General features: G+C 70.2%; 12 protein-coding genes. 4 read left to right on the forward strand and 8 right to left on the reverse strand.

The window, feature by feature from the left end; all coding sequences use genetic code 11:
• Positions 1 to 289 precede the first annotated feature (289 nt).
• Positions 290 to 1747 (forward strand): MFS transporter, encoded by a 1458-nt coding sequence (locus ABZ893_RS35060; protein ID WP_361412212.1) that lies wholly within the window; start codon positions 290 to 292, stop codon positions 1745 to 1747.
• Positions 1744 to 2457, forward strand: coding sequence for an aspartate/glutamate racemase family protein (locus ABZ893_RS35065; protein WP_361412214.1), 714 nt, complete (start codon positions 1744 to 1746; stop codon positions 2455 to 2457). Before ABZ893_RS35060 ends, ABZ893_RS35065 begins: the two co-directional genes overlap by 4 nt.
• A 169-nt stretch (positions 2458 to 2626) precedes the next feature.
• Here ABZ893_RS35065 and gdhA read toward each other — a convergent pair whose 3' ends face one another.
• Complete coding sequence (gene gdhA / locus ABZ893_RS35070; RefSeq protein ID WP_361412216.1) at positions 2627 to 3985, reverse strand: NADP-specific glutamate dehydrogenase; 1359 nt, start codon at positions 3983 to 3985, stop codon at positions 2627 to 2629.
• Between the two features lie 431 nt (positions 3986 to 4416).
• Here gdhA and ABZ893_RS35075 point away from each other — a divergent pair, with 431 nt between their 5' ends.
• A complete protein-coding gene (locus ABZ893_RS35075) occupies positions 4417 to 4644 on the forward strand; it encodes a cytochrome P450 (protein WP_361412260.1) in 228 nt (75 codons plus the stop codon).
• Between the two features lie 63 nt (positions 4645 to 4707).
• Here ABZ893_RS35075 and ABZ893_RS35080 read toward each other — a convergent pair whose 3' ends face one another.
• Positions 4708 to 7590 (reverse strand): M4 family metallopeptidase, encoded by a 2883-nt coding sequence (locus ABZ893_RS35080; protein WP_361412218.1) that lies wholly within the window; start codon positions 7588 to 7590, stop codon positions 4708 to 4710.
• A 188-nt stretch (positions 7591 to 7778) separates the two neighbouring features.
• On the opposite strand from ABZ893_RS35080, the gene ABZ893_RS35085 reads away from it, so the two are divergent.
• Complete coding sequence (locus ABZ893_RS35085; RefSeq protein WP_361412220.1) at positions 7779 to 8783, forward strand: helix-turn-helix transcriptional regulator; 1005 nt, start codon at positions 7779 to 7781, stop codon at positions 8781 to 8783.
• An 89-nt stretch (positions 8784 to 8872) separates the two neighbouring features.
• Here ABZ893_RS35085 and ABZ893_RS35090 read toward each other — a convergent pair whose 3' ends face one another.
• From ABZ893_RS35090 to ABZ893_RS35115, 6 genes are read right to left on the reverse strand one after another with little or no spacing between them, the layout of a single operon-like run.
• The gene (locus tag ABZ893_RS35090; protein ID WP_361412222.1) at positions 8873 to 10534 is read right to left on the reverse strand and encodes an ABC transporter substrate-binding protein; all 1662 of its coding nucleotides are present in this window, start codon (positions 10532 to 10534) and stop codon (positions 8873 to 8875) included.
• Between the two features lie 14 nt (positions 10535 to 10548).
• Positions 10549 to 11355 carry an ATP-binding cassette domain-containing protein gene (locus tag ABZ893_RS35095; RefSeq protein WP_361412224.1) on the reverse strand — a complete coding sequence of 269 codons (807 nt, stop codon included), beginning with the start codon at positions 11353 to 11355 and terminating at the stop codon, positions 10549 to 10551.
• The gene (locus ABZ893_RS35100; RefSeq protein ID WP_361412226.1) at positions 11352 to 12563 is read right to left on the reverse strand and encodes an oligopeptide/dipeptide ABC transporter ATP-binding protein; all 1212 of its coding nucleotides are present in this window, start codon (positions 12561 to 12563) and stop codon (positions 11352 to 11354) included. Before ABZ893_RS35100 ends, ABZ893_RS35095 begins: the two co-directional genes overlap by 4 nt.
• Positions 12560 to 13435 (reverse strand): ABC transporter permease, encoded by an 876-nt coding sequence (locus tag ABZ893_RS35105; protein WP_361412228.1) that lies wholly within the window; start codon positions 13433 to 13435, stop codon positions 12560 to 12562. The genes ABZ893_RS35100 and ABZ893_RS35105 overlap by 4 nt, the downstream gene beginning before the upstream one ends.
• Positions 13432 to 14451, reverse strand: a complete 1020-nt coding sequence (locus ABZ893_RS35110) for an ABC transporter permease (protein WP_361412230.1) — start codon at positions 14449 to 14451, stop codon at positions 13432 to 13434. The genes ABZ893_RS35105 and ABZ893_RS35110 overlap by 4 nt, the downstream gene beginning before the upstream one ends.
• Positions 14448 to 16094 (reverse strand): amidohydrolase, encoded by a 1647-nt coding sequence (locus tag ABZ893_RS35115; protein ID WP_361412232.1) that lies wholly within the window; start codon positions 16092 to 16094, stop codon positions 14448 to 14450. The genes ABZ893_RS35110 and ABZ893_RS35115 overlap by 4 nt, the downstream gene beginning before the upstream one ends.
• Positions 16095 to 16101: the final 7 nt, after the last annotated feature.

Genomic DNA, 16101 nt, shown 5'->3' on the forward strand with positions numbered 1-16101 from the left:
CCCGCTCCCCTCGCGCAGCGCGCACCGTACCCGAGTGCGGCCCGCCGCGACACCCCTCGCGGGCGAACCGACACACCACACCCGCGCTTTCGCCACTTGGCTTGCCCACACGCCCAGTTGGCGGTCGGGGCCACACCACCTCGCGCCCAACTGCCCTCGGCAAAACGGTTCTTGACGACCCCTTGACTCCACCGTTGCCAGCAGATGAAACTTCCGCGTGTCAAAACTTGGGATCCCATTATTCGGGATCTTGCTCTGCTCGGGAAGGACGCGCATGGAAGCTCCACCGGTGGTTACGAAGACGGACGCCAGCCCGCGGCACCGTCAGTTGGAAGAGACGCTCGACCGGATCGGCGTCACGGGCGCGCACCGGCAGATCGGTGCCATGGTGCTGATGGGCGTGTTCTTCGACGCGCTGGAACAGAACGCGGTCGGCCTGGTGGGACCCGTACTGCAGGAATCGTGGGGCACCTCGGCCGCCGAGCTCGGCTTTTTGAACACCATCACCTTCACCGCCGCGGCTCTCGGCCGGCTCACCACCGGCATCGTCGGCGACAAGATGGGCCGCCGGGCCATGCTCACGGTGAACCTCTTGCTGTTCTCGCTCGGTGCGCTGATCTGCGCTTTCGCGCCTGTCTACTCCGTGGTGGCGATCGGCCGGTTCATCGTCGGCTTCGGTCTCGGCGGTGAGATCGCGATCGCCGTGACGATGATGAGCGAGTTCTTCGCGGCCCGGCACCGCGGCTCCGCCGTCGGGATCATCAACGTCACGGCGGGCGGCCTTGGCAATATGCTCGCGCCCGGATTCGGTGTCCTGGTCTTCACGATGTTCTCCGGACCGGACCGCTGGCGCTGGCTGTTCGGGCTGCTCGCGGTGCCCGCGCTGCTGGTGCTCTTCTACCGCCGGTTCGTGCCCGAGACGCCTCGCTACCTGCTGTCGAGAGGCAAGGTCGACGAGGCCAACCTGGTCCTCAACCGGCTCGCCTCCGGCAAGCTCCGCGGCGACCTCGGCGAGCCGAAGCGGTACATCACGGCGGTCGACAGCGGCGAAAAGGTCGTCCCCGAGCGCAACCGGCTGCGTGACGTCTTCGCCGGTGTGATGAGGCGGCGCACCATCTCCCTCGGCGTGGCCGTCTGCATGTCGTACGGCGCGCAGATCTCGATCCTGTCCCTGATGCCGACGATCCTGGTGGCCCAGGGCCACAGCATCACCAAGTCGCTGGTCTTCACGCTGGTCATGCAGTCCGGTTCGCTGGTCGGAGCGCTCGTCGCGTCCACCGCGGCGCGGTACATACCGCGCAAGATCGTCCTCACCGTGGCCGCCGCGCTGGGCTGCGCCGCTGCGTTCGCCTTCGGCTTCCTGGCGACCAACGTCGCGCTGATCCTGATCCTCGGTGCGGCCGTCAACTGCTGCATCATCACGCTGAACACGACGATCTGGATCTTCGCGCCCGAGCAATTCCCCACCCGCGTAAGGGCGTTCGGTACGTCGATCATCCTGGCCCTCGGCTCGCTCGCCGGCGGTCTGACGCCCCTCCTCGCCGGTGCCGCGTTCGACTCCTACGGCATGGCCGGAATGTTCACCCTGCTCGGCATCCTCTTCGTGGGCCTCGCCATCGCCGTACAGGTGCCGCCGGAGACGTTCGGGAAGTCCATGGAGGAGGGCCCGGAAACGGCATCGGTCGGCGCCGCGGGCAGTGCTGCGCCGGCGGGTGCGGCGGACGACACTTCGGAGAGCGGCAAGTGAGCGTCGTAGCACTGATCAATCCGAACACCTCTCGGCCCACGACCGACATGATGGCGGGGATCGCCCGGCGCACGCTGCGGCCGGAGGACGGGTTCGAGGTCCGCGGCGTCACCGTCGCCGAGGGGCCCTCGATGCTGGTCCAGGAGAACGTGCTGCGGGCCGCGGGTCCGCATGTGGTCGCCGCCGCACGGCAGTTGCTCTCGGGTCCCGACGGGGAGCGGATCGCCGCCCTGGTGGTCAGCGCGTTCGGCGATCCGGGGATCGAGCAACTGCGGGCCGTGGCACCGGTTCCCGTCGTCGGGATCGCCGAGGCCGCCATGGCGGAGGCGGCTGAAGGCGGTCGCCGCTTCGGGATCGCCACGACGACTCCCGGTCTCGCCCGAGCCATCGACGCACGTGTCGAACTGCTCGGCCACGCGTCCCAGTACACCGGCATACGGCTGACTCCCGGCGACCCGCACGAGTTGGCGGCCACCCCCGAGGTGATGCGCGAGCGCCTGGCCGAAGCGGTCGAGGCCTGCGTCACCGAGGACGGCGCCCAGGCAGTGATCATCGGCGGCGGCCCCCTGGGCGAGGCGGCCGAGGCCCTGCAGGGCCGCTTCCCGGTACCGGTCATCGGCCCGATCCCGGCGGCGTGCAGGGAAGTACGGCGAGTGCTGGCGGCCGCCTCCGTCGGAGGCGTCAAGGAGGCGGCCAGGCGCACTGCCTGACGTGGTGTCAGCGGGCGAACGGTTCCGCATCACCGCACCTACGGTTCTGCCACCTGCGCCCAAAGGAGCAGGTGGCAGAAGCATGTGGGCCCTCCCCCGCAACCCGCACGAGGGAGGGCCCACCTAGGCACTCCGCGGCGCACCGAAACAGCACGCCGCTACCCGAGCGTCAGATGACGCCCTGGGCCAGCATCGCGTCGGCGACTCGCTCGAAGCCGGCGATGTTCGCGCCCGTCACGTAGTCGCCGGGGGCGCCGTAGCGCTCGGCGGTCTCGTGGCAGGTGGCGTGGATGTCGTTCATGATCCGGGCGAGCTCGCCCTCGACCCGCTCGGCCGTCCAGGACGTCCGGGCGTGGTTCTGCGCCATCTCGAGCGCGCTGACCGCGACGCCGCCCGCGTTGGCCGCCTTGCCGGGGCCGAACGCGACGCCCGCCTTCTGGAACAGGTGGACGGCCTCGGGGGTCGTCGGCATGTTGGCGCCCTCGGAGACGGCCTTCACGCCGTTGCGGATCAGGGCCGCGGCGTCCTTCTCGTCCAGCTCGTTCTGGGTCGCGGACGGCAGCGCGATGTCCGCCGGCACCTCCCAGACGCGCCCGCCGGGCACGAAGCGCGCCGAGGAGCCGCGGCGCTCCGCGTACGTGTCGACGCGGCCGCGCTCGACCTCCTTGATCTGCTTGAGCAGGTCGAGGTCGATGCCCTTCTCGTCCACGACGTAGCCGGACGAGTCGGAGCAGGTGATCGCGTTGGCGCCGAGGGCGGCCAGCTTCTCGATCGTGTAGATCGCGACGTTGCCGGAGCCGGAGACGACGGCCGTCTGGCCCTCCAGGTCCTCGCCGCGCTCGCGCAGCATGGCGGCCGCGAACAGCACGTTGCCGTAGCCGGTCGCCTCGGGACGGATGAGCGAGCCGCCCCAGCCGTTGCCCTTGCCGGTGAGGACGCCGGCCTCCCAGCGGTTGGTGATGCGGCGGTACTGGCCGAAGAGGTAGCCGATCTCACGGCCGCCGACGCCGATGTCACCGGCGGGGACATCGGTGTGCTCGCCGATGTGCCGGTACAGCTCGGTCATGAAGGACTGGCAGAACCGCATGACCTCGGCGTCGCTGCGCCCGTGCGGGTCGAAGTCACTGCCGCCCTTGCCGCCGCCGATGCCGAGGCCGGTCAGCGCGTTCTTGAAGATCTGCTCGAAGCCCAGGAACTTGATGACGCCCAGGTTCACCGACGGGTGGAAGCGCAGGCCGCCCTTGTACGGGCCGAGCGCGCTGTTGAACTCCACACGGAAACCGCGGTTGACGTGTACGCGGCCGTTGTCGTCCTGCCACGGCACCCGGAACATGACCTGGCGCTCGGGCTCGACAAGGCGCTCCACGAGTCCGGCCTGGCCGTACTCGGGGCGGGCGGCGAGCACCGGCGCGAGGGTCTCGAGGACCTCGTGGGCGGCCTGGTGGAACTCGGGCTGCGCGGGGTTGCGGTGTTCGATCTCCGCGAGGAGATCGTTCAGGATGGTCTGCGTCTCGGATCGAGTCGTCACAGAAGGCCTTTCTGGCGCGGCTTTCACCGGATCCGCTACGGGTGCGGCTCGCTCGGTTCCGGTCCACTGGTGGGTGCTACGGCGCCATTGCCGCACACGGGACACGCTAAGTGTTACGCGCATGTAAACCTGTGACCAGAGTCCCGGGCTCTGACTGCTCACGATGTGAGACCGCGGAGATCGTGTCGAGCGACCTCACGGCGACCGGCGTACGGGGTCCGGATTCATTCGTCCGGACCACCGTAGGCCTGCCGGGGACGGCGCGGAAGCCGCCATCAGGACAGTCCTCGGCCGACTGTCCGACCAGCAGTTTGACGCAGAACTGCCGTGCCTCACCAGCCCCTTCCGCCCTACGCTCACCGTCCGGCCGGCCCGCTTCGCTCCTGTGACGAGCCGGCTCCCGCACGCGTACCCGCCTGCCCCACGCCGATATCTTCGACGCCACGCGCGCGTCCAGGGACCACCTGGCCTTCGGATACGGCGTCCACTACTGCCTCGGCGCTCCCCTGGCCAAGATGGAGGCCGATGTCGCTCCGCGGGGGCTCTTCGAGGCGTTCCCAGGCCTCGAACTCGCCGTCCCTGTCGACCAGTTGAAGCCGCAGGAGACGTTCATCGTCAATGGCCACCAGGAACTGCCTGTCACCCTGACAAAAGCCTGATACCACGCAGAACGGCCGGGCCCCCAGGCCCGGCCGTTCGTTCAAACCGTTCAGACAGTCAGCTCAGCACTTGCCCGCAGGGCGGTCGCGCTTCACCAGGCTCGTCCAGCCCGTGGTGCCGTCGAGCCAGAGCACCCGCTTGCCGGTGTCGGCGGCCGGGAAGATCTGGTCGCCGCGGTTGCAGGAGACCCTCTGCGGGCCGCCCTTGCCGTCGGGGGCGAGCTGGTACAGCTTGGGCATCATCGCGTTGTCCCAGGCCGTCATCGGCGGCACCGCGGAGACGGTGACCGCGTCGTCGGAGGCGGTGAGCAGCTGCCCGTACAGGGCGCCGGCGCCGGACTCCGGGCTGATCGTGACCGGGGACGTACCGTCGACCGCCGCGCGCTCCACCGAGACGAGGCCCTGGTCGTCCGGGTTGGTGTCGCGCATCCAGAACACGCCCTTGTTCGTGACCGCGGTCTGGCCGATGTTCACGGTCTTCGCCGGGTCGCCCGGCATCAGGGCGCGCTTGCCGGTGGCGAGGTCCAGCGTCTCCACGCCCAGCTTGTACCCGTCGGTCTCGGGCCACATCTTGCCGTAGGCGATGACGCCGTCACGGACGGACGGCACCGCGGTGGCCATGTAGTAGCGGCCGCCGTCGACCCAAGTGCCCTGGCCCGTCTTCAGGTTGCGGTAGCCGACGTGCTGGTTCCCGTACGGGTCCGACTCGGTGAACACGGCGATGTCACCGTCGACGGCCAGCGAGGAGATGCCGGTCCAGGAGGAGTAGAACTCCTTCTCCGGGCCGCCCGCGAGAGGCCGCGACTTCAGGTGGATGGCGTCGTAGCCGAACTCGGCCCACACGACGGTCTTGCCGTCGGTGTCGGCGTACACGTTGTAGTTGCCGTTGTTGCCGCTGATCTGCTGCAGCGCGCCCTTGCGGTCGGTGGACCCGGCCCACACGGAGTACGGCTCGCTGCCGTCGTCGTTCGACTGCGAGACGGCGAACTTGCCGCCGCCCGCGCCGACTCCCGTGCCGGTGATGTTGACCTTGTCGATCAGGGTGTCGCTGTCGACGCCGAGCGCCTGCTCCCAGCCGGGCACGATGCCGTGGGCGGTGAACGCCTGCTTCACGATGTTGAGCTGAGGGCCCGAGACGCCCAGCTCCTGCGCGGCGGCGATGACCGCCTCACGGCCCTGGGTGAAGCCGTCGAGCGGGGTCATGTACGCGGAGAGCGCCCGGTACACGATCTTGTCGGCGAGCTCGGGGTTCAGGTTCTGGCGGATGTCCCAGAGCGACCCGGAGAAGATCGTGGAGTTGAGGTGGACGCCGCCGTTGTCGCCTCGGTAGGAGATGCCGACGAAGTCCTTCGACGTGGTGTGGCCGTCGTCGAGGTCGCGCAGCGCGCAGTCGCGCGGAGCGGTGTTCACGCACAGGCCCTCGCCGAGCAGCGACGCGTTCGGGTCGGACATGGAGATGCCGTTGGCCTCCACGTCGATGGCGTTGCCGAAGTAGTCGGCGAGCGCCTCGTTCATGGCGCCGGACTGGCCCGCGTAGACGAGGTTCGCGGTGTGCTCGACGACGCCGTGCGTCATCTCGTGGCCGACGACGTCGGTGCTGGCGGAGAAGGTGCGGTAGTTCCCGCCGCCCTTGCCGTACACCATCTTGGAGCCGTCCCAGAAGGCGTTGTCGTACGGCTGACCGCCCGAAGTGACGCCGACGAGGGAGCTGATGGAACCGCCGCGGCCGTCGAGGCTGTCGCGGCCGAAGTGCTTGCGGTAGAAGTCGTAGACCTGGCCCGCCGCCCAGTGCGCGTCGACCGCGCCCGCGTCGGTGGCGTCCTGCCCGAACTCCGGCGTGGCGGAGGAGAACGCCGCGATGCCGCTCGGCCAGCCGCCCAGCGCCTCACGGACGTCGTGACCGCGGGCGTCGTAGGTGGTCAGCGGGTTGCCGCTGGTGTCGGCCGTGCGGGCGTAGTCGATCATCTGGTACGTGCCGTCGTAGCCCTTGTACAGGTTCAGCTCGGCCGTCTTGCCGTTGTAGCGCGTGCCCTCGCCCTTGACGACCGGGGCCGCGGCGATCGCGGCCGCGTCGGGCGCCGTGCCCTGCGCCGCGCTTTGGGCGACGGCCTGCTGCTCCGGGGTGCCGAACGTCTTGAGCTTGCTGTACTGCAGCACCGGGAACCCGGAGTGCGCGTCGACGTACACCTCCTGGGCGACCGGTTCGCCGGTGACCGCGTCGGTGCCGGTGACGGTGATGTGCCGGGTCAGCACGCCCTTGCCCTGCGGCAGCACGGTCAGGCCGTGAGCCTCGCCGGCGAGCGTCGGCGTGCTCTGCGGCTTCTCGGCGGTGGCCTTTTCGGGCTTGCCGTCCGGGCGGGTCAGGCGCGCGCCGCCGGTCGAGGAGGCGGTCACCGCGGCGACGGCGCGGGCGATCGCGGTCTTCTCGGAGACGGCGGGCGTCGTGGTCTTCAGGTGGAGCGCGGTGAAGTAGCGGCCGGAGGTGCCGGTGACGGTGCGCTGACCGTCCTTCTTCTCCATCCGGACGACGTACTGGCCGCCGAGGACGTTCACGCCCCGGTACTTCTGCTGGAGGCGCACGGTCTCGTCGGCGCCCTCGCGCCGGCTGTCCACCGTGGTCAGGTCCCGCCCGGGGTCCGCGATGTGGTAGCGGCCCTTCTTGGCGGCGAGGTGCCCGCGGGCCGCGTCGGCGGCGCTGCCGGTGTCGGCGGCGGCTTCGTCGAGACCGGTGACGAGGGCGGGGGTTTCGGTGTCGGTGCCCGGCACGACGTCACCTGCGGCGGACCCGGCGGCCTGGGCGGCGGGCACCCCGGTGAGCAGGAGTCCGGCGGTGGCGAGCAGGGCGGCGACGCCGTACCCGAGGGATATCCGGGAGCCGGGCCCCCCGCCCGTTCTCCCTCTCCCCCTCTTTCTCGTTCTTGTCCTCGTCGTTACGGTCCTGCTCATACGCGACGAACTGCGCATGACGCTCCCCTCCTGTGCGGCGTGCGGTACGCAAAGTGCGGTTGTGCGGCGGCTGCGTGATCGATCGGGGCCATGCAATACGTGCGGCGGGTGGGGAACAATGCGTCTCACGTGCCTACTTGTGGACATGCACACTTGTGTGGCCCGGGCACGGGAGCGAGGATCGGGCCGTGAACAGGGCGGAAGTGGACGCGGAGTGGAGCACGCTGGGGCTCGGCCCCGACGAACTGCGGGTGTACGAGCATCTGCTGGGCGGCGGTGCGCCGGCCTCGCGGGCCGCGCTCGGCCGCACCCTGGGGATCACCCCGCGCCGGGTGACGGCGGCGCTCGACCGGCTCGCCGCGCACGGATTCACCACGCCGGGCAGCCCGTTGCCCAGCCCGGTCCCTCCGTCCTCCGCGCTGCGCACGCTGCTGCATACGCGCCAGGCCGAACTGCACCAGCGCTCCGCGGAGCTGGAACGGATGACGGCAGGCGCCGACCGGATCGCGGCCCGGCTGACGGGCGGGCTCCCGGGGGCGAGCGCGGGCGGCATCGAGACGGTCACCGGCCGCCGGGCGATCGCCGAGCGCGTGGCCTCGCTCGTCCTGACGGCCACGGACGAACTGACCCTGCTCGACCGCCCGCCGTACGCGGTCCGTTCGGCGGACGACGAGCCGGAACCTCTGGACCTGACCGCTCTCGTGCGCCGGGGCGTGAGCGTGCGCGTGGTCGTCGACCGTGAGGGTCTGGACTACCCGGGCCGCATCCGCTCGCTCAACGAGATGGCACGGGACGGGATCGACGTCCGCATCGGCACGGCGCTACCCACCAAGATGATCACCGTGGACCGGCGCGTGACGCTGCTGCCCCCGACGGACGTCGGCGACCCGACGGCCTCCGCGCTGGTCGTCGGCGACGCGCTGCTGCGCAACGCCCTGATCCCCCTCTTCGAAACGGTCTGGGAACGGGCGATGCCGGTCGCCCCGGACCGCCCGGACGAACTGACGGAGGAGGACCGGGAACTCCTGACGCTCCTGACGGCGGGCCTCAAGGACGAGGCCATAGCCCGCCGCCTCGGCGTCCACGTCCACACGGCCCGCCGCCGCATCAGCCGCCTCCTCCAGACCCTGAACGCGGAGACGCGCTTCCAGGCGGGGGTGCAGGCGTTGCGGCGGGGGTGGCTTACTACGTAGCGCGGGGGTGGCCTACCCCGTAGACGGCGCGAGGCAGGGAACCCGGCGGCGTTGCCGCTGGAGTTCCCTGCCTCGGGCGGGTGTGAGAGCTACTTGCCCGTGCCCGTCAGGTGCGCCGCCCACGGGTAGTAGACGTAGTCGAACGCCGCCGGGGCGCCCGTGATCTTGCTGCCGAGCCAGACGTCGTTCGTCAACTGGATGCCGTTGAACATCGGGTTCATCTCGTCGTGCAGCTTCGTCTCCATCTGGACGACCAGCTTGGAGCGGGCGGCCTCGTCCTTCGTGCCGACCGCCTTGGCGTAGAGGGCGTCGATGCCCTTGTAGCCGGACTGGTTGAAGGTGCCGCCGGTCACCGCGGTGAGGCCGAGCCAGTCGAGCGGGTTCGGGATGTTCGGCCAGAACTGCGTGTAGAGCAGGTCGGTGCCGCCGCGCGTGGCCGGGTCGTAGAGGTAGTTCGAGTAGCCGGTCGCCGGGACGACGTTGAGCTTGAACTTCAGGCCGATCTTGTCGGCCGCGTCCTTGATGCCGACGCCCAGCTGCTGCGTCTCCGCCTGCTGCGGGACCACCATGCTGATCTGCTTGGACTTCACGTCGGCCGGAACGCCGGCGAGCAGCTTCTTCGCCTCGTCGAGCTTCGGGGTGCCGTCGGTCTTGACCGAGTCGCCGTACTTGGTCAGGTCACCCTTCGCGAAGCCGTACACGGCCGGAACGGTCTGGAGCGAGGCGGGGGTGCCCTCACCGGCGTACACCTGCTTGCCGATGCCCTTCCAGTCGATGGCCATCTGGAGCGCCTTGCGTACGTCGGCGTTGCCCATCGCGCCCTTCTCGTTCGCGACCACGAGCGTGACGGCCAGCGGGGCGGGGCCCGAGTAGAGCTTGCCCGCCGACGACGCCCGCAGCTGGGATATGCCGGCCACCGGCGGACCGTACGTGCCGTCGATCTGGCCCGAGAGGAGGCCGGAGGTGATCGCGGAGTCGTCCGTCAGGAAGGTGAAGTCGATGTTCTTGACCTTCAGCGGCAGCGACTTGTTCCAGTAGCCGTCGTAGCGGGTCGCGCTGATCGACTGGCCCCGCGTCCACTTGGCGAACTTGTAGGGGCCGGTGCACATGACTCCGACGCCCGGCGTACCGACCTTCTTGCCGTGCTGCTCGTAGAACTTCTTCTGGACGACGACGCCGGCGTAGCTCGCCAGCTCGTCGTTGAAGAGGTAGTCGGGCTTCTTGAGCTTGACGGTCACTTCGTCGGCGCCCGTCTTCGCGACCGAGGCGACGTTCGCGTAGAGGTAGCCGTAGAAGCTCGACTTGGCCGTCATGTTGTGCTGCATACTCCACGCGACGTCGTCGGCGGTCATCGGCGAGCCGTCCCAGAAGGTGACGCCGCCGCGCAGCTTGTAGACCCAGGTCTTCGGGTCGGGGTTCGTGTACGACGCCGCCAGATTGGGCTTGATCTTGTAGTCGGGCGTCTGGGCGAACAGCGTCTCGCACATGTTCGAGTTGATCATGTTCGGCGTGTAGTCGGCCGACTGGAAGGGGTCGACGGTCTGCGGCTCGCCCTGGAAGACGTTCCAGGTGATCTTGTCGACCGAGCCCTTGCCCGTCGGGGTGAAGGTCGTCAGCGCGTCGGCGGACTTGTTCGCTCCGCCGCCGGACGTACCGCCGCCTCCGGAACCGGAGCAGCCGGCGAGCAGGAGAGTGGTCGCGGCGGCGACGGCGAGTGCCGACGCCCGTCCGCGAGAGGGGGGTGAGTACATGGCGCAACTCCTGGTCAGTGTCGGGCGGTGACGGTTTCGGGGTCCCACCCGCCGCGGGGGACGCTGTCGCGGAGCAGGCGGGTGTAGGGGTCCTGGGGGTTGTCGAGCACGTCGGCGGTGGGGCCTTGCTCGACGACGGCGCCGTGACGCATGACGATCGTGTCGTCGGTCACCTGCCGGATGACGGCGAGATCGTGGCTGATGAACAGGTAGCTCACGCCACGCCTGCGCCGGATGTCCGTGAGGAGATTGAGGATCTGGGCCTGGATCGAGACGTCCAGGGCGGACACGGCCTCGTCGAGGATGAGGATGTCCGGATCGGCGGCGAGCGCGCGGGCGATGGCGACGCGCTGGCGCTGCCCTCCGGAGAGCGACCTCGGCAGTGCGGCGAGCTGCCGGTCGTCGAGGCCGACGAGTTCGGCGAGTTCGCTCACACGCTTCCGGGTCTCGTCACGGCCGAGCTGGGAGTGGACGCCGACGACCTCGGCAAGGCAGTCGCCGACGCGCTGACGGCGGTCGAGCGAGGTGTACGGGTCCTGGAAGACGATCTGGATGTCCCGGCCGCGCTGGCGGCGGCTGCGTGCGGAGCGCGCCGGAAGCGTCCGGTCCTCGCCCCGGAACGTGATGCGGCCGCCGGAGGGGCGCTCCAGGCCGATGATCATCCGTGCGGTGGTCGTCTTGCCGGAGCCGGATTCGCCGACGATCCCGAGGGAGCCGCCGGGGGCCAGCGCGAAGCTCACGTCGGCGACCGCGGTCGCCTCGGCACGTCCGCGGCCGAACGTCTTGGTCAGGTGCTCGACCACGAGCAGGGGTTCGGTCATCGCTGGACCTCCTCGTTCGAAGCGGAGCCGATGTCGTGCGACGCGGAGGCGATCGAGTTCGGAGCGGAGTCGATCTCGTGCGACGCGGAGCCGATCGCGTTCGCAGCGGAGCCGACCTCGGCCGACGCAGAGCCGACCTCGGCCGACGCGGAGCCGATCTCGTGTGACGCGGAGCCGATCGAGTTCGCGGCAGAGCCGGTCTCGTCAGAAGCGGAGCCGACCGGCTCCTGCGGCGCCAACTGCCCGCGCAGGCCCGGCATTCGGACACACCGGGTCTGCGACGGGCCGATCCGCAGCAGGGGCGGCACCCCCGCCCGGCACTCCTCCTGCGCGAAGTGACAGCGCGGCGCGAACGCGCACCCGTCCGGCGCCTCGTACGCGGTGGTCGGGTGGCCGCTGATCGCGGGCAGCCGGTCGACGCGCCGGCCGATCTCGGGCCGTGCCTGCACCAGCGCGGCGGTGTACGGGTGGAGCGGGTCCTCGTGCAAGCGCACCGAGGCCTGGCGCTCCATGACCTGGCCGGCGTACAGGACGATCGTCTCGTCGCAGACGGCGCCGGCGAGTTCCAGGTCGTGCGTGATGAAGAGCATCGCCATGCCGTACTCGCGCTGCATCCGCCGCAGGATCGCCATCACCTCGGCCTGGGTGGTGACGTCGAGCGCGGTCGTCGGCTCGTCCGCGAGGATGAGCCGGGGCCGTGCGGCGACCGCGGCGGCGATCATCACGCGTTGCAGCAGACCGCCGGAGAGCTCGTGCGGGTACTGCCGAAGGCGGCGCTCCGGGTCCCCGATGCCGACCTCGGCGAGCAGCTCGGCCGCGCGCTTGCGGGCGGCGGCCTTCGGCATCCGGTCGTTGATCCGCATCGCCTCGGTGAGGAAGTCGCCGATCGTACGGACGGGGTTGGTGTACGCCCGTGCGTCCTGGAAGATCATCGCGACGTCCTTGGCCCGGTAGGAGCGCAGGGCGTCGGCACGCAGGTCGAACACCTCGGCACCGTCGAAGCGGACACCGCCTCGGACGTCGGCGCCGTCGGGCAGCAGCCGCGCAATAGTGCGTACGGTCATCGACTTGCCCGAGCCGGACTCGCCGACCAGGCCGAGCGTGCTCCCGCGGTCGAGCGAGAACGAGACGTCGCGCAGCACGGTGCGCAGCTCCCCCGCGACCGGCAACTGGACCGTCAGGTCCTCTACTTCGAGAAGTGCGTTCACGAGCGTGCCTCCCAGCGCTCCGTGAGCCGGTCGCCGAGCATGTTGACGGCGCCGACGGTGATGACGATGAGCGCGCTGGCGAACAGGGCTTCCTGCGGGTGCTGTTGGAGCACCCCGGCCATACCGGTGCCGACCATCGCGCCCCAGTCCGAGGTCGGCGGCTGGACGCCGAGTCCGATGAAGGAGAGGCCGGCGAGGTCCATCAGGGCGAAGCCGAAGGCGAGGGTGGCGTTGGCGACGATCAGCCCGCCCACGTTGAGCAGGATGTGCCCGAGCGCGATCCGCAGCCCGTTCACGCCCTGGACCTGGAGCGCCGCGATGTACGGCAGGTTGCGCTCCCGCAGCGCCGCGCTCCGCACGATGCGCGCGATGTAGGGGACGTACGCGATGGACAGTGCCACGACGGCGGCCGTCAGGCCGGAGCCGAACAGGGCGGTCGCGAGGATCGCGAGGAGCAGACCGGGGAAGGCGAAGACGGCGTCGACGACGCGCACCACCAGCTGGTCGAACCAGCCGCCGAACCACACGGCCGAGAGCGCGAGGACCGTACCGAGGAGCGTCGAGATCAGCACGACGAGGAACGGGCCGATCAGCGCCGTGCGGGAGCCGTGGATGAGACGCGAGAGAAGGTCGCGCCCGCTCGCGTCGGTTCCCAGCAGATGCGCGCCGCTCGAACCCTGGTACGCGCCGGAGAGGTCGACGGCGTTCGGGGCCTGCGGTGAGAGGAGCGGCGCGAGGACCGCACAGCAGACAACGAGTCCGATGAGCGTGAGCGCCACCCAGCCGGAGACGCCGACGCCTCCCGTGCCACGCTTCGTCCGCCGGCCGGTCTTCCGGACACCGATGCGGCGTACCGCCGCTGTTGCGCTCATGAGTCCTTCTTCCCGATCGACACGCGTGGGTCGAGCAGTGTGTAGGCGATGTCGATGAGGGTGTTCAGCACGATGAAGGCGGCGACGTACATGAGGCAGATGGCCTGTACGACGGGGAAGTCCTTCTGCTGGACCGAGCCGACGAGGAACTGGCCGAGCCCGCCGAGCTGGAAGACCTGTTCCACGACGACGCTTCCCGCGATCAGTCCCGCGATCGTGAGACCGGCGACGGTGAGGACCGGCATCGCGGCGTTGCGCATCACGTGTCTGCGGACGACGGCACCGCGCGGCAGTCCGCGGCTGATCGCCGTCTGCACGTGATCGGCGGACAGCTCCGCGCGGACGGCGGTCTGGGCGAGTCGCGCGACGAACGCGACGGACGCGAGCGCGAGCGCGATCGACGGAAGGACCATGTGGTAGATCGCGTCGAGGCCCGAACCGCCTGAGCCGAACACCGGGAACCACTCCAACTGGACGGCGAACACGACGATCAGGACGACCGCTCCGACGAAGGTCGGCACCGCCATGACACCGGTCGCGGCGGTCATGGCCGACCGGGACAGCCAACCGGGCTTCAGACCGGCGAGCGTGCCGATGGCCAGACCGAGCACCAGGACGATCGCCGCCGCCATGAGGACGAGCAGCGTGGTCACCGAGGCACGGCTGCCGACCAGCGACGACACGGGCTGGTTGTAGATGATCGAGGTGCCGAAGTCGCCGTGCAGCACACCGCCCAGCCACCTCAGATACTGCTGCCAGATCGAGTCGTCGAGGTGGTACTCGGCCTTGATCGCGGCGATCGCCTCGGGGGTCATGGTGCGGCCGTGCGTGAGATAGGTGAGCGGGCTGCCCGGCGCCGCGTAGAGCGCTCCGAAGACGACCAGGCTCGCGATGAACAGGGTCACCACAAGGCCTGTGATGCGAACGGCGACGAACCGCGCTATCGCCCCGCCGGGCCGCCGCTTCGCCTTGGCCTGCCCGGTGGGCACGGGTGCCGACATGGTCACGTCGCTCATCGGTTCACCGCCGGTTCCATGGAATGAACCACGCGGCCGCCCACGACCGTCCGCAGCACGCGCGTGTCGAGCAACTCCTCCAGCGGCCTGGCGAAGATGTCCCGGTCGAGCACGATGAAGTCCGCGTACAGCCCTTCGGCGATACGGCCGTGCAAGTGCTCGGAGCGACTCGCCCAGGCGGCGTCACGCGTGGCGTGCACGATCGCGTCGGCCAGCGGCAGGGCGTAGTGCGCGAGGTTGGCGGGCAGCGACGGGTCCAGTGCGGAGCGCCGGGTCGCCGCGATGAACATGTTGGGCAGCGGCGCATGGGGCGAGGTGGGCGAGTCGGTGCCGAGCACGAGGGTCGCCCCGGCGTCGGTCATCTCGGGCCAGGGGAAGCCGCGTTCGACCCGTTCGTCGTCGCCGAGTACGCGTCGCCAGTTCTCCTGGATGGCCGGATCGGCGTGCACGGGCTGCATACTCGCGGTGATGCCGAGTGCCGCGAGCCGGTCGATGTCGGCGGGGTCGACGACTTCGAGGTGTTCGATGCGGTGGCGGCGCTCCTTCGGGCCGTTGAGCCTGACCGCGTGCTCGACGGCGCCGATCGCGACCCGGATCGCCTCGTCGCCGATGGCGTGCATGGCGACCTGGAGGCCGGCGGCGTCGGCGGCGGCCACCACGGGGGCGAGTTCGGCGAGACTCCAGATCGGGTCGGCGTTCGTGCCGTCCACGTAGGGCTTCCCGAGCGACGCTGTGCACCCGTCGACGGTGCCGTCGACCATGACCTTGATGCCGGTGACGCGCAGGAACGGGGTCGCGTGGTGGGCGGCGAGTTCGACGGCGCGCTCGACCTGGGCGAGGTTCGCGCTCTGGTCGCCGGTGGGCTGGACGCGCCAGAACGCGCCGATACGCGTCGTCAGGGCGCCCGCCGCGTCGGCACGGCGCATCGCCGCGTAGTCGTCCTCGCCCAGCGCCATCTCGGTCGACCCGACGACCCCGGACTCGGCGTACGCCGCGAGGGCGACCGCGAGGGCCTGGTCACGGTCGGCGTCGGTGGTGAACCCGTCGAGCACCGGCCACACGAGGTGGTGCATCGCGGTCTCGTCGACCAGGCCGGTGGCCGCGCCGCTCTCGTCCCGGTGGACCGTTCCGCCGGGCGGTGAGGCCGTGGTGTCGTCGATGCCCGCTTCGGCGAGGGCCGCCGAGTTCAGCCAGATCGAGTGGAAGTCGTAGGCCTGCGCGTAGACGGGCCGGTCGGCGACCACTGCGTCGAGCATTCCTCGGTCGGGCTGGCCGCCGGGTATATCGCCGTGCTTCCACCCGGTGGCGAGGACGCGGGGCGCGTGGGGGTTCTCCTGCGCCCATGTCCGGATGCGCCGCTGGATCTCCTGCACGGTGTCGGCGCCCCAGAGGTCGACCTGGGCGGCCGCTTCGCCGGTGCCGACCACGTGCGCGTGGCCGTCGACGAATCCGGGGAGGACGGTCGCGCCTTCGAGGTCGTGGACCAGGGCGTCCGGTCCGGCCACACGTGCCGCGGTGGCGTCGTCGCCGACGTAGGCGAGCCGGTCGCCCACGACCACGAGCGAGTCGGCCCAGGTGCGCCGGTCCGAGGTGAAGATGCGGGCGTTGCGGTAGAGGTGGGGCTTGGTCACGTCGTTGTCCATCGGGTTC

Origin of the sequence: Streptomyces sp. NPDC046821, assembly GCF_040645335.1 — a bacterium.
Taxonomy (GTDB): domain Bacteria; phylum Actinomycetota; class Actinomycetes; order Streptomycetales; family Streptomycetaceae; genus Streptomyces.

Coding starts and splice junctions, on each gene's coding strand:
- ABZ893_RS35080 (WP_361412218.1), bottom strand. CDS start 7,590: ATGAGCAGGACCGTAACGACGAGGACAAGAACGAGAAAGAGGGGGAGA.
- ABZ893_RS35090 (WP_361412222.1), bottom strand. CDS start 10,534: ATGTACTCACCCCCCTCTCGCGGACGGGCGTCGGCACTCGCCGTCGCC.
- ABZ893_RS35095 (WP_361412224.1), bottom strand. CDS start 11,355: ATGACCGAACCCCTGCTCGTGGTCGAGCACCTGACCAAGACGTTCGGC.
- ABZ893_RS35105 (WP_361412228.1), bottom strand. CDS start 13,435: ATGAGCGCAACAGCGGCGGTACGCCGCATCGGTGTCCGGAAGACCGGC.
- ABZ893_RS35110 (WP_361412230.1), bottom strand. CDS start 14,451: ATGAGCGACGTGACCATGTCGGCACCCGTGCCCACCGGGCAGGCCAAG.
- ABZ893_RS35115 (WP_361412232.1), bottom strand. CDS start 16,094: ATGGACAACGACGTGACCAAGCCCCACCTCTACCGCAACGCCCGCATC.